This is a genomic window from Phenylobacterium sp., assembly GCF_030645195.1.
Lineage (GTDB): Bacteria > Pseudomonadota > Alphaproteobacteria > Caulobacterales > Caulobacteraceae > Phenylobacterium.
This window is the reverse complement of the sequence record NZ_JAUSLW010000114.1, coordinates 1-22,233: the sequence shown is the minus strand read 5'-3', so window position 1 is coordinate 22,233 and position 22,233 is coordinate 1. Positions and strand designations below refer to the sequence as shown.

The 22,233-nt window shown below is 67.2% G+C and carries 17 protein-coding genes, 2 tRNA genes and 1 pseudogene; 8 read left to right on the top strand and 12 right to left on the bottom strand.

Features of this window, described 5'->3' with window-relative positions:
• Nucleotides 1-362: TIGR01244 family sulfur transferase (locus Q7T09_RS10260; RefSeq protein WP_304699510.1), on the bottom strand; the 362-nt coding region annotated here is incomplete at its 3' end.
• Nucleotides 363-475: 113 nt separating this feature from the next.
• On the opposite strand from Q7T09_RS10260, the gene oppB reads away from it, so the two are divergent.
• Nucleotides 476-1,399, top strand: a complete 924-nt coding sequence (oppB, locus tag Q7T09_RS10255; RefSeq protein WP_304699509.1) for an oligopeptide ABC transporter permease OppB — start codon at nucleotides 476-478, stop codon at nucleotides 1,397-1,399.
• Nucleotides 1,396-2,304, top strand: coding sequence for an ABC transporter permease (locus Q7T09_RS10250; RefSeq protein ID WP_304699508.1), 909 nt, complete (start codon nucleotides 1,396-1,398; stop codon nucleotides 2,302-2,304). Before oppB ends, Q7T09_RS10250 begins: the two co-directional genes overlap by 4 nt.
• Before the next feature lie 179 nt (nucleotides 2,305-2,483).
• On the opposite strand, the gene Q7T09_RS10245 is transcribed toward Q7T09_RS10250, so the two are convergent.
• The gene (locus tag Q7T09_RS10245; protein ID WP_304699507.1) at nucleotides 2,484-3,023 is read right to left on the bottom strand and encodes a hypothetical protein; all 540 of its coding nucleotides are present in this window, start codon (nucleotides 3,021-3,023) and stop codon (nucleotides 2,484-2,486) included.
• Nucleotides 3,024-3,033: 10 nt separating this feature from the next.
• Here Q7T09_RS10245 and Q7T09_RS10240 point away from each other — a divergent pair, with 10 nt between their 5' ends.
• Together Q7T09_RS10240 and Q7T09_RS10235 are read left to right on the top strand one after the other, a co-directional pair.
• Nucleotides 3,034-4,692 (top strand): peptide ABC transporter substrate-binding protein, encoded by a 1,659-nt coding sequence (locus tag Q7T09_RS10240; protein ID WP_304699506.1) that lies wholly within the window; start codon nucleotides 3,034-3,036, stop codon nucleotides 4,690-4,692.
• Between the two features lie 455 nt (nucleotides 4,693-5,147).
• Nucleotides 5,148-8,225 carry a TonB-dependent receptor domain-containing protein gene (locus Q7T09_RS10235; RefSeq protein ID WP_304699505.1) on the top strand — a complete coding sequence of 1,026 codons (3,078 nt, stop codon included), beginning with the start codon at nucleotides 5,148-5,150 and terminating at the stop codon, nucleotides 8,223-8,225.
• A 331-nt stretch (nucleotides 8,226-8,556) separates the two neighbouring features.
• Here Q7T09_RS10235 and Q7T09_RS10230 read toward each other — a convergent pair whose 3' ends face one another.
• Entirely contained in the window at nucleotides 8,557-9,354 is a 798-nt protein-coding gene (locus tag Q7T09_RS10230) for a hypothetical protein (RefSeq protein WP_304699504.1), read from the bottom strand.
• A gap of 129 nt (nucleotides 9,355-9,483) precedes the next feature.
• Between Q7T09_RS10230 and Q7T09_RS10225 the strand changes: the two genes are divergently transcribed.
• A complete protein-coding gene (locus Q7T09_RS10225; RefSeq protein WP_304699503.1) occupies nucleotides 9,484-10,542 on the top strand; it encodes a retroviral-like aspartic protease family protein in 1,059 nt (352 codons plus the stop codon).
• Here Q7T09_RS10225 and sppA read toward each other — a convergent pair whose 3' ends face one another.
• From sppA to Q7T09_RS10195, 6 genes are all read right to left on the bottom strand, one after another.
• A complete protein-coding gene (gene sppA / locus Q7T09_RS10220; RefSeq protein WP_304699502.1) occupies nucleotides 10,543-12,318 on the bottom strand; it encodes a signal peptide peptidase SppA in 1,776 nt (591 codons plus the stop codon).
• 99 nt (nucleotides 12,319-12,417) lie between these two features.
• On the bottom strand, nucleotides 12,418-12,882 hold the full coding sequence (locus Q7T09_RS10215; protein WP_304699501.1) for a chemotaxis protein CheW: 465 nt from the start codon (nucleotides 12,880-12,882) through the stop codon (nucleotides 12,418-12,420).
• 163 nt (nucleotides 12,883-13,045) lie between these two features.
• Nucleotides 13,046-13,567 carry a protoglobin domain-containing protein gene (locus tag Q7T09_RS10210; RefSeq protein WP_304699500.1) on the bottom strand — a complete coding sequence of 174 codons (522 nt, stop codon included), beginning with the start codon at nucleotides 13,565-13,567 and terminating at the stop codon, nucleotides 13,046-13,048.
• A 415-nt stretch (nucleotides 13,568-13,982) separates the two neighbouring features.
• The gene (locus Q7T09_RS10205) at nucleotides 13,983-16,382 is read right to left on the bottom strand and encodes a TonB-dependent receptor (RefSeq protein WP_304699499.1); all 2,400 of its coding nucleotides are present in this window, start codon (nucleotides 16,380-16,382) and stop codon (nucleotides 13,983-13,985) included.
• Nucleotides 16,383-16,437: 55 nt separating this feature from the next.
• Entirely contained in the window at nucleotides 16,438-17,442 is a 1,005-nt protein-coding gene (locus Q7T09_RS10200; RefSeq protein ID WP_304699498.1) for a FecR domain-containing protein, read from the bottom strand.
• An 88-nt stretch (nucleotides 17,443-17,530) separates the two neighbouring features.
• A complete protein-coding gene (locus tag Q7T09_RS10195; RefSeq protein ID WP_304699497.1) occupies nucleotides 17,531-18,046 on the bottom strand; it encodes an RNA polymerase sigma factor in 516 nt (171 codons plus the stop codon).
• A 623-nt stretch (nucleotides 18,047-18,669) separates the two neighbouring features.
• Here Q7T09_RS10195 and Q7T09_RS10190 point away from each other — a divergent pair.
• On the top strand, nucleotides 18,670-19,551 hold the full coding sequence (locus Q7T09_RS10190; protein WP_304699496.1) for a calcium-binding protein: 882 nt from the start codon (nucleotides 18,670-18,672) through the stop codon (nucleotides 19,549-19,551).
• Nucleotides 19,552-19,566: 15 nt separating this feature from the next.
• Nucleotides 19,567-20,067: pseudogene (locus tag Q7T09_RS10185) on the top strand (recombinase family protein); the annotation flags it as partial.
• A gap of 63 nt (nucleotides 20,068-20,130) precedes the next feature.
• Here Q7T09_RS10185 and Q7T09_RS10180 read toward each other — a convergent pair.
• Nucleotides 20,131-20,207, bottom strand: a tRNA-Pro gene (locus Q7T09_RS10180).
• A gap of 241 nt (nucleotides 20,208-20,448) precedes the next feature.
• On the opposite strand from Q7T09_RS10180, the gene Q7T09_RS10175 reads away from it, so the two are divergent.
• A tRNA-Gln gene (locus tag Q7T09_RS10175) sits at nucleotides 20,449-20,522 on the top strand.
• Between the two features lie 81 nt (nucleotides 20,523-20,603).
• On the opposite strand, the gene Q7T09_RS10170 is transcribed toward Q7T09_RS10175, so the two are convergent.
• Together Q7T09_RS10170 and Q7T09_RS10165 are read right to left on the bottom strand one after the other, a co-directional pair.
• Nucleotides 20,604-21,122 carry a glycine cleavage system protein R gene (locus tag Q7T09_RS10170; RefSeq protein WP_304699495.1) on the bottom strand — a complete coding sequence of 173 codons (519 nt, stop codon included), beginning with the start codon at nucleotides 21,120-21,122 and terminating at the stop codon, nucleotides 20,604-20,606.
• A gap of 171 nt (nucleotides 21,123-21,293) precedes the next feature.
• A partial coding sequence (locus Q7T09_RS10165) for a hypothetical protein (RefSeq protein WP_304699494.1) occupies nucleotides 21,294-22,233 on the bottom strand: 940 nt, incomplete at its 5' end.

The window sequence follows — 22,233 nt, the reverse complement described above, 5'->3', positions numbered from 1 at the left end:
TTCACCAGCTCGTCGCGCGAGCGCGCGCCGTCCAGGGCCTCGCCCAGCGACCAGGTGATGATCGAGCGCGTGCCCGACCGGCAGAAGGCCAGGACCGGCCCCTCGGAATTCTCCAGGATCGAGCGCTCCTGCGCCACCTGCTCCTGGGTCGGCCCGCCGCGCACCGGGACATAGGCATAGGCCAGGCCCGCGGCCTTGGCCGCGGCCTCCACCACAGCGCTCGACGGCTGGGCCGGGTCCTCGCCGTCGGGGCGGTTGTTGATCACCAGCTTGAACCCCATCGCCGCGATGCGCGGCAGGTCGTCCAGGGTGATCTGGGGGCTCACCGAGAGCTGGTCGGTGACGCGTCGAAATTCGGTCATGGTCTGACTTCACTAGGCTTGGGGAGAGGCCCTTCGTTGACATCATCGGGGGCCGGTGAAACTTTCGCAACGCCCGGCCGTCAAAAGGCCTCCACGTCGAGCCCCCAAACCCCATGTTGCGTTTCATAGGCCGCCGACTTCTCGTGGCCATTCCGACGCTGTTCCTCGTCGTGACCCTGGCCTTCTTCATGATGCGGGCCGCCCCTGGCAGCCCCTTCGACATGGACCGCAAGCTCTCGCCCGAGATCGAGCGCAACGTCATGGCCAAGTACGGCATGGATAAGCCGCTGGGCGCCCAGTACGCCGACTACCTGGCCGGCGTGCTGCACGGCGATTTCGGCCCGTCCCTGAAGTACAAGGACAAGACCGTCCTGCAGATCCTGCAGGAGAACTACAAGGTCAGCCTGATCCTCGGTCTCTCGGCCATAACCCTGGCCGGCGCCATCGGGGTCACCCTCGGCGTCCTGGCGGCGCTGAAGCAGAACGGCTGGGTGGACTACGGCGTCATGGGGGTGGCCATCATCGGGGTCTGTATCCCCACCTTCGTCACCGCCCCCCTGCTCGTTTTGCTGTTCGGCTCGATCCTGCAGTGGCTGCCCAACGGAGGGTGGAACGACGGGGCGATCGCCAACCTGGTCCTGCCGATCACCGTCCTGGCCCTGCCGCAGATCGCCATCATCTCGCGCCTGACCCGGGCCGGCATGATCGAGGTGCTGCAGTCCAACTATGTGCGCACGGCCCGCGCCAAGGGCCTGCCGGCCCACCGGGTGGTGTTCAAGCACGCCCTGCGCGCCGCCATCCTGCCCCTGGTCAGCTATCTGGGCCCGGCCTGCGCGGGCCTGCTCACCGGCTCGCTGGTGGTGGAGAAGATCTTCAACCTGCCGGGCCTGGGGAAGTTCTTCGTCATCAGCGCCCTGCAGCGCGACTACACCGTCGTCATGGGCATGGTGATCTTCTACGCCGCCCTGATCCTGTTCCTGAACCTGGTCGCCGACCTGCTCTATGCGGTGCTCGACCCCCGCGTGAGGCTGTCGTGAGCACTCCCATCCTGGCTCCCGGCTCGCGCCAAGGCGCCGCCCTCATGGAGACCGCCGTGCGCGGCCGCAGCCTGTGGGACGACGCCCGCCGTCGCCTGCTGCGCAACGGCGGCGCCGTCGGCGGCATGGTCATGCTGGCCCTGCTGGTCCTGGTGGCGGTGATCGGCCCCCACGTGGTTCCCTTCGCCTACGACCAGATCAACAAGAACGACGTCTGGGCGGCGCCGCTCACCGGCGGCCACCTGCTGGGCGCCGATTCGCTGGGCCGCGATCTGCTGGCCCGGCTGCTGATGGGCCTACGGGTGTCGCTGGCCATCGGCCTGATCGCCACCCTGGTCTCCCTGGTGATCGGGGTAGCCTGGGGCGCGGTGGCGGGCTTCGTGGGCGGCGTCGTCGACGAGGTGATGATGCGCATCGTCGACGTGCTCTATTCGCTGCCCTTCATCTTCTTCGTCATCCTGCTGATGGTGACCTTCGGCTCCAACATCATCCTGATCTTCATCGCCATCGGGGCGGTGGAGTGGCTGACCATGAGCCGGATCGTGCGCGGCCAGACCCTGTCCCTGAAGCACAAGGAATTCGTCGAGGCCGCCCGCGCCGCGGGCCTGACCCAAGGCGCCATCATCGCCAAGCACATCGTGCCCAACCTGCTGGGGCCGGTGGTGGTCTATGTGACGCTCACCATCCCGGCGGTGATCCTGGCCGAGAGCTTCCTCAGCTTCCTGGGCCTGGGGGTCCAGCCCCCCATGGCCTCGCTGGGCACCCTGATCGCCGGCGGCGCCCAGGACATGGAGCTGGCCTGGTGGCTGCTGGTCTTCCCCTCGCTCACCATGGTGGTGACCCTGATGAGCTTCAACTTCATCGGCGACGGCCTGCGCGACGCCATCGACCCGAAGGACCGGTAGGGGATTCCAAATCCTCCCCCAGCGCGCAGCGCGATGTGGGGGAGGTGGCGCGCGTCGTCAGACGCGGGACGGAGGGGGATCAACGTAGTTGACCCCTAAGGCCCCAAAACAAGAGTCAAAGTCCCCCTCAGCCAGCCCTTCGGGCTGACAGCTCCCCCACGAGGGGAGCATGCATCTGCCTACTTCACCCGCCGCGCCCGCACGGCCCGCTGGCCGTCCAGATTCATGAAGAAGCCCATGGTGGCCTTGCGGATCTCGGCCGTGGAACCGGCCTTGGGCGCGCGCGCCAGGATCTCGCTGTCGTTCTGGATCCAGACCGCGCCGTCCTCCAGCTCCACGACCCACTTCCGGTCGCCGCCCTGATAGGCCTTGGTGACCTTGCTGGTCACCCGGTCCAGTTCCTCGGGCTTCTCGCCGCGCTCGAACATAGCCAGGGAGGGCAGGGTGAAGCCGAAGGCCTGCTTGCGGGCCGCCCGGGCCTGGTCGCGGTCCACCACCACGATGTCGCCCTTCTGCTCGGCGACGTCCAGGGTGGCGACGGCGGCGTCGTAGCAGGCCAGGCGCTCGGCCGCCTCAGTCTTGCCCTTGCAGTCCATCAGGTTCTGGAAGACCGCCGTGCGCGCCGCGGCCTTGGGTTCGGCGGCGTTCGCCGCTCCGGCCAGGGCCAGGGTGGCCAGGCCAAGGGCGGTCAGCTTTAAGCGCTTAGGAAACTGTGTCATCCGTGACCCCATGATCTCATCGTCCCGCATTGATAGGGCCCCGCCCGGCCGCGGCAAGACGCTGCTCGCCGGCCTGGCCGCCTTTTCGCTCCTGGCGCTTGTCCTCGCCGGCTGTTCCCAGGAGGCCTCGCGTCCGGCCTGTCCGGCTGGCCAGGTCTGCCTGCAGCTCGGCAACGGCTCCGAGCCCGCCTCCCTGGACCCCCACAAGAGCACCGGGACCTGGGAGGACCGCATCAATTCCGACCTGATGGTGGGCCTGACCACGGACGCGCCCGACGGCACGGCAGTCCCCGGCATGGCCGAGCGCTGGACCACCAGCCCCGACGGCAAGACCTGGACCTTCTACCTGCGCGACGCGGTCTGGTCCGACGGCGTGCCGGTCACCGCCGAGGACTTCGTCTTCTCCCTGCGGCGGATCATGAATCCGCAGACGGCGTCGGAGTACGCCTCCCTGCTCTATTTCATCAAGAACGCCCAGCCGGTGAACGAGGGCAAGGCCCCCGGAGAGACCCTCGGGGTCCGCGCCCTGTCGCCCAAGGTGCTGGAGATCACCCTCGAGCACCCCGCCCCCTACCTGACCGAACTGGCCAAGCATCAGACCATGCTGCCGGTGCCCAAGCACGTGGTGGAGAGATGGGGCGACGCCTGGAGCCAGCCGGCTCACCACGTCTCCAATGGCCCCTATGTGCTGAAGGAATGGAAGCTCGGCGACCACGTGGCGGCGGTGAAGAACCCGCGCTTCTATGACGCCGGGAATGTCTGCGTCGACCAGGTGAACTACTATCCCACCAACGACGCCATCGGCGCCGAGCGCCGGGTGCGCCGCGGCGAACTGGACGCCAATGCCGACATCCAGTCCAACCGCATCGCCTTCCTGCGCGAGCGGATGCCGGACTATGTCCACACCTACACCTATCTCGGGGTGGCCTATCTGGCCTTCAATTCCGCGGTGCCGGCCTTCAAGGACAAGCGGGTGCGCATGGCCCTCGACATGGCCATCGACCGTGAGTTCATCACGGGCAAGCTGCTGCGCGGCGGCCAGAAGCCGGCCTACACCTTCGTGCCGCCCGGCGTGGCCAACTACACCCAGGCGGCGCCTCCGGCCTGGGCCGCATGGCCGCTGGCCAAGCGCCAGGCCGAGGCTCGGCGCCTGCTGGCCGCGGCGGGTTACGGGCCGGCCAATCCGCTGAAGATCTCGATCAAGCACCGCAACACGCCCGACCCGATGCTGTTCATGCCCGCGGTCCAGGCCGACTGGAAAGAGGTGGGGGTGGAGACGGCGCTGGTTCAGAACGAGACCCAGATCGCCTACGCCGCCTATCGCTCGCGGGACTTCCAGGTGGCCGACGCCGCCTGGATCGCCGACTACAACGACGCCATGAGCTTCCTCTACCTGCAGCAGTCCTCCACCGGCTCGCAGAACTACGGGGACTACAAGAACCCCATCTTCGACGGCCTGCTGGCCCGGGCCGACAACGAGCCCGACGCCAAGGTGCGGGCGGGCTACTTGGCGCAGGCCGAGAAGATCATGCTCGACGACGCCGCGGTGGCCCCGGTCTTCTTCTATGTGAACAAGAACCTGGTCTCGCCGAAGATCACCGGCTGGGTCGACAACATCGTCGATCACCACCGCACCCGTTATCTCTGCATGGCCAATCCGCGATCCTGACCGCCCGCCCGCGAGCCGCGCGGAAGGGGGACCGCGCGCCGTCGGCGCCGGGCGCTCGCGCCAGGCGCGATTTCCGGGGACAAATACGACCGCAATCGGACTGGGCCGGCCGGATTCCGCCTGCCGCCCGGCTTCAATTGAGGCGCCCTTTGCCCCATTTCGACGCAATTATTCAAGGTTGCGGGTGAGATTCTCATGGAAGGCGGACATTCAAGGTCATATTTTGCTCCGAGCCGGGTTTCGTATGTAATCTGTGACCAGAATGCGACAGGTCGGCGCCCTTCACATTGCCTATCCGTAATGGCCGTTGACCCCCGACCGGTAACCTTCGTAACTCCCACGTAACCGGGTCCGCGTGCGGCCCTGGGACAGAGTCCATTTGTGGGGAGCAAGCCTCGTCCGATCCTGATGATCGAACGAGCTGCTGGAGGATCTAAACCTTGAAAACCAATTCCATGCGATCGCGCCTTCTGGCGTCGTCGATGATCTGCGGCGCCGCGATCGCGGCCTTCTCGGCCTCGGCGGCCTACGCCCAGGACGGTGAAGTCACCGAAGTCGTGGTCACCGGTTCGCGTATCGTCCGTCAGGACTACGTGGCCAACAGCCCGATCTCGACCGTCACCGGCGAGCAGACGGTGGCGAATGCGGACATCACGCTCGACACTTATCTGAACACCCTGCCGCAGGTGAACCCGTCCGGGACCACCACCTCCAACAACCCCGGCAACGGCGGTCAGTCCAACATCGACCTTCGTGGTCTGGGCGCGAACCGTAACGTGGTTCTGGTCGACGGCCGTCGTCCGATGGTCTCGGCCAACAACCTGACGGTCGACCTGAACACCATCCCGCAGGCCCTGATCGAGAGCATCGAAGTCATCACCGGCGGCGCTGGCGCCACCTATGGCGCCGACGCCATCGCCGGCGCGGTCAACGTGAAGCTGAAGCGCAACTTCGAAGGCGTCGACATCCGCGCCGCCTACTCGAACTCCACCGAGTTCTGGGACGCCGAAGAGTACCAGCTGTCGGCGGCCATCGGCGGCAACTTCGCCGACGGCAAGGGCAACGCGGTGGTCGGCTTCGACCGCTCCTACCGCGAGCAGATGATCAAGTCGCAGCGCGCCTTCTCGCAGAACGCCACCTCGACGACCTCCTTCCTGCCGGAAGGCGCCCTGTTCTGGGCCAACACCAACGCCCCGACCAAGGCCGCCCTCGACACCGTCTTCGCCGGTTACGGCGTTGCGCCGACCGCGATCGCCCTGACCTCGGGCACCCTCGGCTTCAACATGAACGGCTCGCTGTTCTACAAGGGCGTGTTCAACAACCCCCTGAACGTGCAGCACTACACCGGCCCCGTCGACGGCACGGTGAACCAGAGCCTGTACCCCGATCTGTACAGCTACAATTTCGACTATGTGAACATCCTCACCCTGCCGCTCGACCGCTACTCCTTCATGAGCAAGGTCAATTACGAGCTGGACAACGGGATCGAGTTCTTCGCCTCGGCCGGCTGGACCGAGTACAACGCCGCCACCGCCCTGGCGCCGACCCCGTTCCCGACCGTCAACACCCGCAACCCCAGCACGGCCCGTACGCAGGACGTGATCTCGAGCCTGGTGACCCCGGGTCAGCAGATCGCCCAGCAGCTGGTGATTCCGGTCACCAACCCCTTCATCTCGGCCGATCTTCGGACCCTGCTGAACTCGCGGACCGGCGATGACCCGGCCCTGGTCGGCGCCGGCGCCACCGAGCCCTTCCGGATGCGTCAGCGCACCCTGGATCTCGGCCTGCGTCAGTCGAACTACGAAAACACCGTCGTCCAGTTCCTGGCCGGCGTTAAGGGCCCGGTGGGCGACACCGGCTTCACCTTCGAGGCCTCGGTTTCCGAAGGTCGCACCGAGATCGACCAGACGCAGACCGGGAACCTCAACACCCAGCGTATGCAGACCCTGATCGAAGCGGCCGACGGCGGCGCCAGCATCTGCGCCGGCGGTTTCAACATCTTCGGCCGTCAGCCGATCTCGGCCGCCTGCCGGACCTATCTCGCCTCGCAGACCACTCTGTCGACGTCGATGACCCAGCAGATCGCCCAGGGCTTCGTCACCGGCAAGGTGGGAACCCTGCCGGCCGGCGACGTCCAGATCGTGCTCGGCGCCGAATATCGCGGCTTCGAATACGCCTTCGATCCGGGTTCGGCCTCCGGCCCGATCTCGGGCTTCAACACCCAGACCGCGGACAAGGGCACCAACTCCTTCAAGGACCTGTTTGGCGAAATCGCCATCCCGCTCGTGAAGGACCAGCCCTTCGTCCAAAGCCTCGAACTGGCCCTCGGCGCCCGTTATTCGAAGAACGAGTTCGCCGACAAGATCGCCGGAAGCAAGGTCGAACTGGACGGCGTCTGGGCCTACAAGGCCGAGCTGAACTGGGAGATCAACGACCTCCTGCGCGCTCGGGCTTCCTACCAGCGCTCCGTCCGCGCCCCGAACTTCAGCGAACTGTTCGCCGGTGGCGGCTCGGCTCCCCAGTACTTCGATCCCTGCTCGGTGACGAGCAAGGCCCGCACCGGCGCCACCGCCGCCCAAGTGACGGCGCTCTGCCAGACCGCGGGCTTCAACGGCGGCGTCTCGGGTTCGGCTATCGGCAACTTCGTGCAGACTCCGGGTTCGCAGATCGGCGTCGACCTCGCCGGCAATACCGCCCTGAAGCCGGAAGAAGGCACCACCTTGACCCTCGGTCTGGTGTGGAAGTCGCCGTGGGAAAACCAGTGGCTCTCGCGCCTGCAAGGTTCGATCGACTACTACAATATCAAGATTGAGAAGGCGATCCTGACCCCGACCCCGAACCAGATCGTGGCGGCTTGCTATAACTACTACGGCACCAACCCGACCTACAGCGCGGCCAACACCAACTGCGACGGCATCCTGCGGGTCGGCGGCGACATCCTGTGGATCTACAATCCCGCCACGGGCTATGACGTGTTCACTGCGGCCAATGACGGTCACCAGAAGACGAGCGGCATTGATCTGCAGTTCGACTACGGCTTCGACCTGGAATGGCTCGGCGCTCCGTCGACCTGGGGTTCGGTCCGCATGAACGCGGTGCTGACCCACGTGATCGAGTTCAAGCAACAAGACCCGATCAGCGGCGTGCCGGAACTCGACTTCGCGGGCACCGTCTCCTACTTCGGCGCCGGCCTCGGCACGAGCTTCCCGGACTGGAAGGCCACCATCAACACCAACTGGTCTGTCGGTGACTTCAAGTTCGACGCCCGCGCCCGCTACATCGCGGCCATGGAGAACCGTCTGTCGGTGGAGTTCCCGGGTGAAACCGAGTTCACCGGTCCGGACGCCGTCTGGTACCTCGACCTCGCCGGCACCTGGGCGATGACGGACAATGTCGAGTTCAAGCTCGGCGTGAACAACGTCTTCAACAAGGAAGCCGAGACCTACGCGCCGAACGTGCAGTCCGGCACCGATCCGTCCACCTACGACGTCGTTGGTCGTCGGGTGTTCGGCGGCGTGAAGCTGCGCTTCTAAGACACAGCATCTGATCTAAGTGAATTGGGGCGGCGGACTTCGGTCCGCCGCCCTTTTTCGTGAGCGTTTTCAAGGTCGGCCGATGGACATCTCGGACAGACCTCCCACGTCATCCCGGCCGCAGCGAAGCCCTCGGGTCCGACCGCTTGGTCGGCCCAAGGATAAACTCCGCGCCGGGACCCAGGGGCCGCGATCAATCCCCCTGGGTCCCGGATCGGCCTGGCGGCCGTCCGGGATGACGGGAGTTTTGGTTCAGAGAGAGGCGCCTGCGCCGCATCGGGCCGGTCTTAGACCGCCCGCCTGCCTCCCGGGAAGACGGACCGGCTCGCCCTCACGCGTAGCCCAGCAGTTCCCGCAGACCCGGCGCCATGAAGTCCACCAGCCGCTTCTGGGTGTCGGGCAGCACCTCGGGCAGGGTCACGCCCCCCGACAGTTTCTCGCGCGAGGTGGCGCTGTGCTCGCGGGCCGAGCCCACCCGCACCCGCTCGCGCCAGTCGTCGGGCAGGGCGACGCCGAACTTGCCCAGCAGGTCCTCGAAGAAGGCCTTGGCCGCCGGGGCGTCCAGGTCCTTCAGGTGGGTCACGATGTCCTCGTAGCGCACCAGCTGCGCGCCCGTCCCCATCCAGGCCACGGCGTGGAAGGTGAAAGCCTCCCGCAGGGCCGGGCCCTTTCCCGGAATGCCGAAGATCATCAGGTTCATCATCTGCTCGACGCTCACCGCCCCGTTCTTCAGGGGGTTGAGCTCGGGATGCTCAAGCTGGTCCGACAGGCTGAACCGCGCCCGGGCCAGGACATAGTCGTAGGGGTCGCGCACCAGCACCACCTGGCGGGCGTGCTTCAGCGCCATCAGCGAGATGTCGGCGAACAGCAGGTGGCCGACGCTGAACTGCGGCCGGCCGGGGTTCAGCGCCCCGATGTGCTGCTGCAGGTTCTGCACCTGGATGAACTCGCGGTCGTAGTGCTGCTCGGTGGGCACGAACATGCGCACGATGTTGCGTAGGAGGTGGGTGCCGCACTTGGGCACGCTGTTGAGGAAGGCCGTTTGCCGCAGCGGCGCCTGGGCGAACTTGCGCACCTCCGGACCCAGGGTGTCGGGCTTGCTGCGAATGACGGCGACCGGTTGAGCCATGAGGACGTTCCTGGAGACAAGACCTATCGCTAGGCGCCGGGCCGCCTCGGCGCAACCGAAAATAAGCCGCGCCAAGCCCCCGGAATCCATTAGCCTCAAGGGCGGGGAGGCGACGCATCGTGTTGATTCATGCCTAGTTTCATCCAGACGCGCCGGACACTGATGACGGGCCTGGCCGCCGCGGTTCCGCTGGCCGGCTGCGCCGCGGTTCCGGCGGGCGCGCGCCGCATGATCCAGGTGAACCTCGTCGACACCCCCCTGCCGCCGGTCAGCGCGCCGAACCCGCCACCGGCCGCCGACGACGCGGTGCTGCAGGCCGGCTTCGACCCGGTCCTGCGGATGACCGTGCCGGTGCTGGTGGAGGGGGCGGGACCCTTCACCTTCGTGGTCGACACCGGCGCCAATCACTCGGTCCTGGCCATCGAGACCGCGCTCGGCCTGGGTCTGCCCAGCGCCGGGACCGCGCAGATCCACGGCATCGCCGGGGTGGAGCCGGCCGAGACCGTCTCGGTGCGCCGCATGACCATCGGCAGCGTGGTCACCGGTCGCCTCCGCATGCCGCTGATCCCCCGCCGCGACCTGGGCGCCGACGGCCTGCTGGGGGTCGACGTCCTCACCCGCCGCGACGTGCTGCTGGATTTCGAGCGCAACCGCTTCAACATCGCGCCGTCCAACACCAGCTTCCGCAAGAGGGCTGTCAGCGGCGGGGGCCGGCTGGCCGCCCCGGCCTTCGACCCCAACATCGTGGTGGTGCCGGCCCGCTACCGGTTCGGCCAGCTGACCATCATCGACGCCGAGGTGGGGGTGGGTCTGCCCATCACCGCCTTCCTGGATTCCGGGGCCCAGTCGACGGTGGGCAACCTGGCCCTGCGCAACGCCGCCTTCCTGCAGGAGCCGGGCCTGGCCCTGCGCACCCAGAGGGTCCAGCTGGTGAGCGCCACCGGCCAGACGGTCTCCGGCGACCTCGCCCGGCTGCCGGGCCTGCGCCTGGGGGGGCTGCGCATCGGCAACCTCTCCTGCGTCTTCGCCGACCTGCACACCTTCAAGATCTGGGACCTGACGGACCGCCCGGCCATCCTCATCGGCATGGACGTCATGCGGCACTTCCGGTCGATCGAACTCGACTTCGGACGCCGCGAGGTGGTGTTCCAGACCGGCAAGTCTCCCGACCCGCCGGTCCCCGGCTGATCAGAATTCCCGCGGCGCCATGACGCTGGTGTGGCTCTGGCCGCGCAGGCGTTCGTCGGCCAGGTCGTCCAGCACGCTCTGGGCGCGCGGATCGCCCAGGATCCAGGCCGCCGCCGCCAGGGTCCTCACCGAGGTCGCCGAGACCCCCAGCGCCGCCTCCAGGGCCTCGAAGGGCGAGGTCTGGCGGGTCATGCGCTTCAGGCGCACCTCGCCCTTCAGGTCGGCCAGGGCCTTGGCCTTGTCCACCGCCTGGTAGAAGCCGCCGATCTCGTCGACGAGGCCCAGCTGCCGGGCCTGGGCGCCGGTCCACACCCGGCCCTTGGCGATCTCGCGCACGCGGGCCTCGGGCAGGTGGCGGCCGCTGGCGACGCGGGCGATGAAGTTACCGTAGATCTGGTCCATCCAGCCGGCGAAGTGAGCGCGGTCGCTGGCGGAGAACTCCTGGCCCATGCCGAAGGCGCCGGCATAGGGGGCGCCCACCGAGGTCTCGCGCACGTCGACACCCTGCTTGGAGAGCGCGGGCCCGAGCGCGAACTTGCCGCCATAGACCCCGATGGAGCCGGTCAGCGTCGTGGGCTGGGCCACGATCGCCGAGGCCTGGGAGGAGATCCAGTAGCCGCCGGAGGCCGCATAGGTCCCCATGGAGATCACCACCGGCTTCTTGGCCGCCTTGGCCGCCCGGATCGCCGCCAGGATCTGCTCCGAGGCGGTGTCGGACCCGCCCGGCGAGTTCAGCCGGAAGACGATGGCCTTGACGTTCTTGTCCTCGACGGCGGCGTAGATGGCGTCCGACAGGTCGTCGGAATAGATGGTCGATCCGCCGGAGAAGGGGTTCTTCACCCCGTCATGACCGGTGATGATCGGGCCCTCGCCCTCCACCACCGCGATCGCCGGCCCCGACCCCGCGCCGCGGTCGCGCACGGCGTGCATGTAGTCGTCGAAGTCCACCAGCTTGGCGCCGTCCCCGGCCTTGGCCAGCAGAGCGGTCTGGGCCTCCTTCACCTGGCCCACCTTGTCGATCAGGCCCAGCTTGGCGGCGCTCTCGGCCAGATAGGGGCCGGCCTCCAGGGCGGTCTGCAGGGCGGCGGGGTTCTTCTTCCGGTCCAGGGCCGCCGTGGTCAGGCTGGTGCGGTAGACCGAGCCCATCCAGGACAGGGTCGATTCCTTGTGGGCCGCCGTATAGTCGTCGTGCAGGTAGGGATTGACCGCGTTCTTGTATTCGTAGCGCTGCTCGTAGTCGGCCTTGACGCCGTACTTGTCGAACAGGCGCTTGAAGAACACGTCCTCGCTGGCCATGCCGGTGACCTGGAACGAGGCCCCGGGCTGCATCCACAGGTCGCCGCTTGAGGCGCCCACCAGATAGGTCGAGGTCACCACGCCGGAGGGATAGAGCCCCTGGCTGTGGGCCAGGACCGGCTTGCCGCTGGCCCGGAAGTGCTTGATCGCCAGGCGCAGTTCGTCGGCGGCGGCCGGCTCCATGCCGCCCTCCGGCAGGCGGATCAGCATGCCCTTGATCTTGCCGTCGTTTTCCGCCCGCCTCAGGGTCTCGATCACCGACATCACCGACATCGAGCGCCGCCCGAAGGCGGCCAGCGGATTGTTGGGGTCCTGGTCGGTGAGGCCGTCGCGCAGATCCAGGTTCAGGACCGCCCGGGCGGGCGTGGCGTCGGGCCGCGCCGAGGCCGCGGCCATGGAGATCAGCAGGAAGGGAATCCCCACCAGGAAAAGCACCAGGCCCGCGAAGACGCCGGCCGCGGTGATGAGAAACTGCTTCATGGAGATCCTGCGGGGAGAAGGTCCCCGTCAGGCTATATGGTTGTGCGCGTCGATCAAATGAAGAGCCTGCAATCTCGAGGTGAGATTTGCGGCATGCTCCTAGGCCGCCAGCGCCAGGCTGGTGGGAAGCACGTTGTCCAGGGACAGCAGGCTGACGATACCCTCGTCGGTGGACATCACCGCGTCGACGAATTCCCGCACCTGGTCGGCGCCGACGTCCGGCGGCTCGTGCAGCATGTTCTCGGTGACGGTGAGGATATCGCAGACCGCGTCCACCAGCAGGCCGACCTCGCGGTCGTGGATCTGGGTCACCACCACCACGGAGGACTGGTTGGGCGAGGCCATGCCCAGGCCCAGGCGCGAGGCCAGGTCCACCACCGGCAGGATGGAGCCGCGCAGGTTGATCATGCCCAGCACGTGGGAGGGCGCGTGGGGCAGGGGTGTGGAGGCCGTCCAGCCTCGAATCTCCCGCACCGACATGATGTCTATGGCGAACTGCTGGCCGCCGGCCATGATCGAGATCAGCTCGGCGCCGACAAGCGGCAGACCCCCGGACGCTGGCATAGGACTTCCTCGCTGCAGATGGCCGTCAGACGTGCGACTCACGACCTGTCCTCAGGTGTGGGCCGTGACGGTTAATGTTTCGGAAATCGCGCGAGGAACGCAGCCCGCCGGGCTGCGGCGCTTTGTCACCTCCCGGACGGCGGCGGCGATCTGCCGCCGCCGATCACGGCTTCATCGACACGGCGTCCAGGATGTAGGCGTTCAGGGCGATGGACATGTCCAGCATGATGACCTTGCCGATCGAGATGGACAGGGCCTCCATCTCGGCGGGGGTGTGGAGCTTCATGGCGGACCGCAGCAGCTCGGCCTGGAAGAAGCTGTAGGCGGCCATGTAGGTGTGGGGCGAGACCCGCGCGTGGTAGTGGGCCAGACCCACCAGCAGGCAGCTGTGAACATAGCTGCGGTCGAACTCGCAGCTGAGCAGGCGCCGCCAGTGCTCCTTCTGGCGTTGCCGAAGCCGGTCCTCGTCGTGCCCCTTCAGCATGGCCTGGGTCTCGGGAAACCGGTGCACGTACTCGTAGAAGCGCGAGATGACGGGATCCAACCCGCCGGACCTCAGAAGCTTGAACTGGCGCAGATTGGTCTGGGTCGATCCGTCGATCTGGAAGCGCGCCAGGCGGCCGTCGATGTCGACCCGCTCGGCCAGCTTCATCGCGCGGTCGGTCATGCGGGCCGCATCGTCCATCCTGAAACTCCCCAACGGTTTCCGATTCGGAAAGTGTCGCAGTCCGCGCCGCCAGGGCCAAGCTTCGGGTGGGCGCCTGCGGCCCTGGGACGCGCGCGCGGCGGCGGCGGGCCGCTGAAATTGGGATCGTTCGCGGGGAAAATCGGTCCCTCGCCGGCGCGAGGGAAAAATTGGTCGTGGGACCAGTCCGCGGCCGACTGGTCTCCCGATTCCGAGCGGAGCGGTGATCCTGCATCTGTCACCAAATGCAAAGTCTAGCCGACGATCTGCGGCGGAGTGAAGGTGATCGGCCTCGCGTCGTACTGAGGTGGCGCCGGATCTCCACACAGTTTGACGGCTTGGCTGAAGGTCGGTTCAGGTTCAGATCACGCCCCCAGTTTGTGCGGGGTTGGCCCTATCCGGGGCGAGATATCGCTCAGAATCGCAGTTCCAGGCCCATCCCCACGGTGATCGGCCTCTGGGGTGTGATCTGGCGGGTCGCGCCCTGGGCGAAGGGATTGCCATAGGCGAAGGTGTCGCCTCGGCTGTTGGCGGGATTGTCGACGAACACCGATACTCGCCACCGGTCGGTATAGAGGGCCGCCGACGCCCGTCCTGCGCCATAGTCGCCCATGCTCGGGGCCGCGACCGCATGAAACGTCAGGCGCGAGGGCCCGACATAGGCATAGCGCGCGTCAAACGCGCTGGTGAGGCCGTCCTTCAGCGGGTGCTCGTAGTGGATCTCGACGCCGCCGGACACCCGCGACACGCCATCGAGCGGGCTGTCGGAGGGGCCCTCCACCCCGGCCGCCGCCGATGTCCGCTCAGGATCGTTGAGCGTCAACTGGGCGCCGAGATGGAGGCGTCCCGTGACGTAGATCGCCTCAAGCTCCAGGCCCTTGTTGCGTCCCTGGCCGAGATTGTCGGTGTAGGGCAGGCCGACGCCCAGGAACTCGTCGGTCTGGACATTGACCCACTTGGCTTGAAAGAGCGCGGCCCGGGCGACCAGGCGACCCTCCAGCCAACTGGTCTTGACGCCGGCTTCATAGCTCCAAAGCTCATCACCCTCGAACTTGCGGTAGGGCCTTGGCCCGGAGCCCGGGCCGCCAAACACCTGGCCATTGGCCCCGCTGGTGTTGAATCCTCCGGAGCGATACCCCTCCGCCGCCTGCAGGTAGAAGAGGGTGCGGGCGGTGGGATGGAAGGCCAGGACCGCCTTTGGCGCCCAGCGGGTGTCGGCGAGCTTGCCTGAGAAGGTCGCGCGTGCGCCTGGGGCCGGAGAGAGGACGACGGCTTGAGCCGCAATCCTCGTCCGCGCGACCCGCCCGCCGAACGTGAAATCCAAGGACCGCGACAGCGGCCAGGTCAGTTCGCCGTAGATCGCCAGCTCATCCTGCTTGTCGATTCGGGTCTCATCGTAGACGACCGAACCGGGACCGGAGGGCGAGGCGCTGAGGAGGAGCCCGACGTCCTGTTCGCCCTGCGCCACGAAGAGACCAGCCAGCCAATCCACCTTCGATGTATCGGGCGAGGTCAGGGTCAACTCGTGGATGACCGATTTAATCCGGTTGTCATCGTCCAGCGCCGCGGCGCCAACGGCGCCGCCGGTGATGGCCGGCAGGGCCCGGGACGCGTCATATCGGCTGATGATCTCGTGGCGAACGAGGGCGCTGGTCCACTTCAAACGCCCCCAGTCGAACCGCCCTTCAAGCGAGACGAAGGCCTGGGTGAAGTCATTGTCGTGAGGCTCGCGAACCTGATTCGAGCGCGTGAAGGGCGCCAGGCCGCCCTGGGCGTATTGGGTGTCGTCGGAGTCATTCCGCTGATCGGTGAGGCCGGCGTCGAGACGCCAGTTGTCCGTCAGCCGGGCCCGCGCCTGGACGCGCCATCCTTTCCGAACGCTGTGATTGACGTTGCTGAGAGCCAGGCCCACGTCATCGATATAGCCGCCGTCGGTCTCCTTGTAGGCGACCGCGCGAACCGCCAATCGACCGCCAATGAGCGGCACATTCACCATGCCCTCGACGACGCTGCTCGCGTCTCCGCCCTGGGTGGTCGCGGCGCTCGTGGACAGCCACCCCGCCGACTGCTCGAGGTCTGGAGCCTTGGTGACGATCCGGAACACGCCCCCCATGGAACCGGCGCCGTAGAGCGAACCCTGGGGACCGCGGAGAATCTCCACGCGCTCGACGTCCACCAGGCGCAGATCGGGGTCCGGGGCGTTGTAGGTCAGCCGGACATCGTCGAGCTGGACCGAGACCATAGACTGGGCACGCCCGGTCAGGGGGCCATCGGAGAGCCCCCGAATGAAGATCTTGTTGCGCCCCGGCCCTAGGTTGGTGACCGTCACCGCCGGGCTCATAAGGGCGATCTCCGACGCGCCGCGCGCATCGGCTCCCTCAATGGTCTCGCCGGAAATGACGCTCACCGAATAGGGTAACTTGCCCGCCGAGGCCGTGCGCTTGGTCGCCGTCACCACGAGTTCGTTCACCAGGACGGGCGCGGTGTCCGGGGGCGAGCCCCTGGCTTCGGGGGGGTGGAGCGGCTGGGCGCGTGGCGGCGCTCGCAGGATCTCGATCGTTTGCGGATCAATAATCCGGAAGCTGCAGCCCGTCCCCGCCAGCAGGCGGGTCAGGCCATCGGAGAGGTTGAAGCGCCCGACAAGCGGATTGCCGGTGGGGCGGCAATTGGCGGCGGCTCCCGTGCTGATCGACACCTTGGCCTGGATTGCAAAGGTCACCAGTGCGGCCTTCAGCCCTGTGGCGGGAATCTTGAACGCCACCTTGGGCGCCGCCGCCTGGGAGGCCGCGGGCATCGCCGCGATCGCGCAGACCATCCCGACGATCGACCAACCCGTCGCGCGCCTTCCCGCGGGGACCTGGCGTGTCACGTCAGCGGCGGTCGGGCTTGGACGCGATCGTGATATGGCGTTCGCCGTGACGCACGTTGATGGGAAGAAACTCGGACAGTTGCGCCAAGACGGCCTCCTGATCTCGCAGCTCGATCACGCCTGAGAACCTTAAGTCTGCCGCAGTCGTGTCCGCGAACGTGACTTGCGTTCCGAAGCGGCGATTCAGGTCAGCGACGATCTCACCTAGACGTCGCTCATCGCAGACAAGACGCCCCTGCGTCCAGGCGAAAGCCGCATCCGGATCGACCTTCGAGCGTTGCGAGACGCGCGTTCCCTCCGTATGGCGCAGGGTGTCTCCCACCCCCAGGCGGGCGATGGGCGTCGGACCCAGGGCGGGCTGGCGAACCTCCACCACGCCGCGGCGGACGCTCACCACCACGGTCTGGTCATAGTGAGCGATGTTGAACTCGGTGCCGACCACTCGGACCTGCTGATCCCCGACCGAAATGATGAAGGGCCGGTTCGGGTCCTTGGCGACGCCGAAGGCCGCCTCGGCCTGCGCCATCTCCACCCGCCGGGTGCGCCATCCAAGGCGCACGCTCATTCGGGAGCCCCCGTTCAAGCGGATATGGCTACCGTCGGAGAGGGTGATCTCACGGGTCTGGCCGACGTCGGTCTGGTAGACCGTCTCAGTCCCCTGAGACGCCCGCCAGGCCAGGGGCGAGACCACCAGCACCGCCGCGGCGGCGGCAAGCGCCGCGACGAAGCCCCCTCGTCGCGGGCCGTCACGGCGCGGACGAAAGGCGAGAACCTCTCCCGTACTCGGCGCCAGGCGCGGCGCGATCTCGCCGGCCCGGTCGCTGATCTCGGCGGCCAGGCTCTCGACGGCCTCAAAGGCGACCTGATGATCCTCTGACACCTCCAGCCAGGCCGTGAGCGCGATCCAGTCCTCGCCGGTGGCGGTGTCCGACTGGACGCGCACAAGCCAGGCGACCGCCTCGTCGCACAGGCCGTCCGTCGCGCTCCGGTCGGTGCGGACGCTCATTTCCGGTTCGGCTTCCTGGTGGTGTTCATCATGGTCCTCGCCCCAAAGACGCCACAAAAGCCCAGGCGCCTCCAATAAATCTTCGAGCTCATCGTCCCACCTTGGTCAGGATGCGCTTGAGGCTGGCCATGATGTGCTTCTCGACGCTGGATCGGGAGATCTTCATGGCCGCGGCGGTCTCGGCGTGGCTGAGGCCCTCCAGCTTGTGCAGGCGGAACGCTTCCCGCACCGGGGGCGGCAGTTCGTTGACCATGTCGATGATCTGGTTGAGCCGCTGGCGGGCGGCCAGGGCCTCGTCGGCCGGCGGGGTCTGGGAGATGTCCTCTCCGCCGGTCGCGCTGGTGTGGACGTCGCGCCAGGCCGCGTCCCGCTGACCGGCGCGCCGAGCCTGCTTGATGCGGTCGAGCATGAGGTTCGTGCCCAGCCGGTAGAGGTAGGCGGCCGGATTGCCGATGTCTTCCGGCGGGCGTCCTGAGATCTTCAGATAGATGTCCTGGACCAAGTCCTCGGCGGCCTCCTCCGAGCGCAGCCGGACGCGGAAATAGCGCACCAGCTCGGCGCGCCGCTCCAGGTAGGCGGCCAACAGGGGATCGCGATCGTCCAAGGCGGGCTGACATCCTTCGACCTGAGGGCTGGCGCGCGCGACGGCGAATTCGGCGTGCGCCGGCGATCTTCCCCATGCCGCCGCACCGCGCAATCCAAAACTTGAGAGGCGGTTTGGAGGGCGCGCCGTCAGTACCGGTTGAAGGGCCTTGGCGCGCCTACCGGAGGCGAACCCCGGAAGAGGTCTCAGCGACCCACCTGTTGTTGCAATAGTTCGCCCCGAAGCTGGCCCGGCGCTAGTCGTTGTGAGGCGCCCTGAAGGATTCGGTGCGCGCCGAGGACTTGCTCTCCACCAATCGTCAGGGGGTCAGGCGCTCGTTGTTGGCATTCTCGTTGGTGGAATTTACTCCGTAGAATTCAACCTGCTGAAACTGCAAGCGAACATCAGACAATTCGTGTCCTACCGGGCCCACCAGCGCGCTTCCGGGGACGTCTACGGACATTCCGGCGACGCGCGCCGCGCGGCGATGGGCTGGAAGCCTCGAGATCGAGCGCCGGCCGCTCCGGACCTGTCCGCCCGAGCCGCACGTACGATTCCATTGAGGTGCTTTCCGGAGCCCGTCGTCATTTCCATCGAGGACGCGCAAGAGGCGCAATCCCACGATAGCGAGATAGGGAGACGACATGTCCGCCAACATCAACGAGCGCGAAGACGACGATCGCGAAGACGACGCCAACGACACGGAACACACGGTTCGCACCGGGTCTGTCGTCAGCCAAGGGAATGACCACAGCGGCGATGACTCGCATGGAACGGCCAGCGGAACCGATGATCACTCGACCACGATCGACGGTTCGGCGGGCGATGACGCCCTGGAGGGCTCGGAGTTGAGCGACCACATCAACGGTCGCGAAGGCGAGAATCACCTGAACGGAAACGACGGCGACGACGATATCCTCGGCGGATCGGGGACCGATCACATCAATGGTGGGATCGGTAAGGACACGGTGCGGGGCGGCGACGGCGAAAATCATCTGCGCGGCGACGACGGCGACGACTCGATCGCAGGCGGCGGCGGGTTCGACGACATCAACGGCAATGTCGGAAGCGACACCGCGCACGGCGGTGAGGGCGACGACTGGGTGGTGGGCGGCAAGGACAATGACGCGGTCTACGGCGACGCCGGCGCCGACATTGTCTATGGCAATCTCGGCGATGATACGGTTGCTGGCGGCGCGGGCGCCGATTTGATCCGCGGCGGACAGGGCGACGATAATGTGTCCGGCGACGATGGTGATGACTGGATGTCGGGAGACCGCGGCGGCGACACCCTCAGCGGTGGCGCGGGCGCCGACACTTTCCACTTCTTCAGCGGCGCCAGTGTGGATGTCGTGACCGACTTCTCGGCCGCCGAAGGCGACCACGTGCAGCTCGATCCGGGGACAATCTACACCGTTCACCAGACCGGCGCCGATGTGACCATCGACCTGGCGGGCGGCGCCGATCACATGGTCCTGCAGAACGTCCAGCTTTCGAGCCTGCCGGACGGCTGGATCTCCGCCTAGCACGCGCAGCGGGAGGCCTGCGAGGCCTACGTGCTCTCCCAGACCGGGGAGGGCTGGACGGCGATCAAGACAGCCTACGGCGACGGCGGCTACTCGGGCGGCTCCATGGAGCCGCCCGGGTTGAAACAGCTGATGACCGACATCGCTAAAGGCCTGGTGGACATCGTCGTGGTCTACAAGGTCGACCGCCTGACCCGGTCGCTTGCCGATTTCACGAAGATCGTCGAGCTGTTCGACGCTAAGGGCGTGTCGTTCGTGTCCGTCACCCAGGCGTTCAATACGACCTCCAGCATGGGCCGGCTGACACCTCCAACACATCGTGGATGCGATCGCGACCGTCGGCGTTCGCCGGCGGTCGCCGCCGTTTGGGCTCCCCTGCTATTTCCCCTGTTCTCAGGGGCAGAAGGCGAAAGTCACACTTCTGGAATGGCTCCAGAGAGCGGCAGGCGAAATGGGCGTATGGGGGCGGGTTGGTGGCTCTCGGAGAGCCAGGCGCGCGGGCTGATATCCGCCTAACCGGCGGACTTCTCGGGGCTAATTGGGCGCGGGAAAATCCCCCCGCGTTAGCGAGGAAAGAATTGGTCGGAGTGGCAGGATTCGAACCTGCGACCCCCGCGTCCCGAACGCGGTGCTCTACCAGACTGAGCCACACTCCGACTTGGGAGGGCGCCTTATAGAGGAGCGCTTTCCCTGCCGCAAGCGACCCTTGGAGCACGTCAGGCGGAAGTGGATCCCGGTTCCGCCGCCCGACGTGTTCCCATGTTTTGAATCCGGACCCTTCTTGCCGTTTCAGATGAATCCATCTGATACGGTCAGGGTCTAGGGGGCGTTGCATCCGGGGAAGGCTTGCGCTATCTCCACGCCCTCGCGCGGGCCCCGGCCCAGCGCCATTCCTGCTGGGGAATGGTGTAATGGTAACACAGCGGTTTTTGGTACCGTCGTTCTAGGTTCGAGTCCTAGTTCCCCAGCCAGTCTCTCCCGACATCCCCGAGCGCTGGCGAGGCGCCCTTCGCGTCCCGGCGGGACTTGCGGCGAATGACGCGGTGCGGGCCTCAGCCCGCCTTGGCGGGGGCCAGCGAGATGTCGACCATGATCTCGCCGGAGATGGCCTCCAGCGCCGCCTGGACCTCCCGCGCCGCGAGCGCGGCCGGCAGGCGCAGGCGCGCCTCCAGATGGAACAGCGGCGCGCCCGAGTGGGGTTCGGCGCCGATGCGGGTGCTGAAGGCCTCGATATTGACCCCCAGCCCGCTCAGGATCGCGGTCACCTGGGCCACGATGCCCAGGCGATCCTGGCCGACCAGGCTGAACAAGACCTCCTCGCCCTGCGCGCCTGGCGCGTCGACCGCGGGCGCGATGCGCACCTCCAGGCCATGGGCGTCCACCGCCTGCACGGCCGCGCGCAGGGCCAGGGCGTCGTCCGCCTCCACCAGCACCGATCCGACATAGAGCCCGCCCAGCCGGCTGAGATGGCTCTCCAGCCAGTTGCCGCCGGCCGACAGCACCGCGGCCGCCAGGGCCTGGGTGAGACCGGGCCGGTCACTACCGACGACGCTGAGGATCAAGGTGGCCATGGCTGACGGTTTCGGGCGCGCGTGGGCCGCCGTCAATGGGGATGTGGGGAATGAGGGGACAGGAGCACTATTCCCACCACCGTCATCCCCGGCCCCGAAAACGAACGTGCGGCCGGGGTCGCCCCCGGCCGCACGCGGTCTCTCGGATGTCGGCTCGGGAGCCCAGGGGGCTCAGGGCATGGACACCTTCACGCTCGACGAGTTGTTGGCCAGGTTGGCCTCGCCGACCACGCCGCCCTGCGTGACCTTCGCGTTGTTTTGGAAGGTGCCTTTCCCCAGGACCTTGAACGACAGGTAGACCACCAGGGTCTGGCCGCCCCCGAGCGGCGGCGCGGTGCAGGAGACCGGCGCGGTGTAGGGGCCGGCCCCGCCGCAGCTCACATTGCCGCTGGCGCCGGTGTAGGTGGTTCCCGACAGCACCGGCGAGAGGGTGTCGATCAGGCTCAGCGGACCCGATGCGGAGGCGCCGTTGTTCTTGATGGTGATCTTGCAGGTCACCGAGCTGTTGGCGCCCTTGGTGCAGGTCTTGACCACGCTGAGGTCGGGCGCGCCACCCCCCACGGGGGGCACGGTGATCGAGGCGCAGCTGGTGTTGTTGCTGGGATCGACGTCGCCCGGCGTGGTCGGGTTCAGGGCGCTCTTGGCTGTCGCGCAGTTCTTGAAGGTGCCGCCGGTGGGGGGCAGCTTGAAGTAGACGAAGGTGCTGCCCGAGGAGCCGCCGGCCCCGGCGTTGGCGTTCGGCGCCAGCGACAGGTTGGCCCCGCAGTTCAGCTGCGCCGGCAGCGCGCCCGGCGCCGTCGAGCACGGGAAGGTGCTGGCGGGCGAGCCCGTGTAGGTGGTCCCCGCGGGGCCCCCGACCTGGTCGACGATGGTCAAGGGGGCGACCGAGGCCATCGAGCCGATGTTCAGCACGTCGATCCGGCAGACGATGGCGGTCGGGCCATTGGCCGGATAGAGGGTGCAGCTCTTCTGGACCTTGATGTCGACGCCGGGGGCGGCTTGCGCCGCCATGGGGGCGGCCAGCGCCACAGCCGCGATCCAGGCGGCTCCAGCGATCCAGGATAGACGTCCGGAAATGCGCATCTGCAATTCGTCTCCTTGCGGTGTTGCT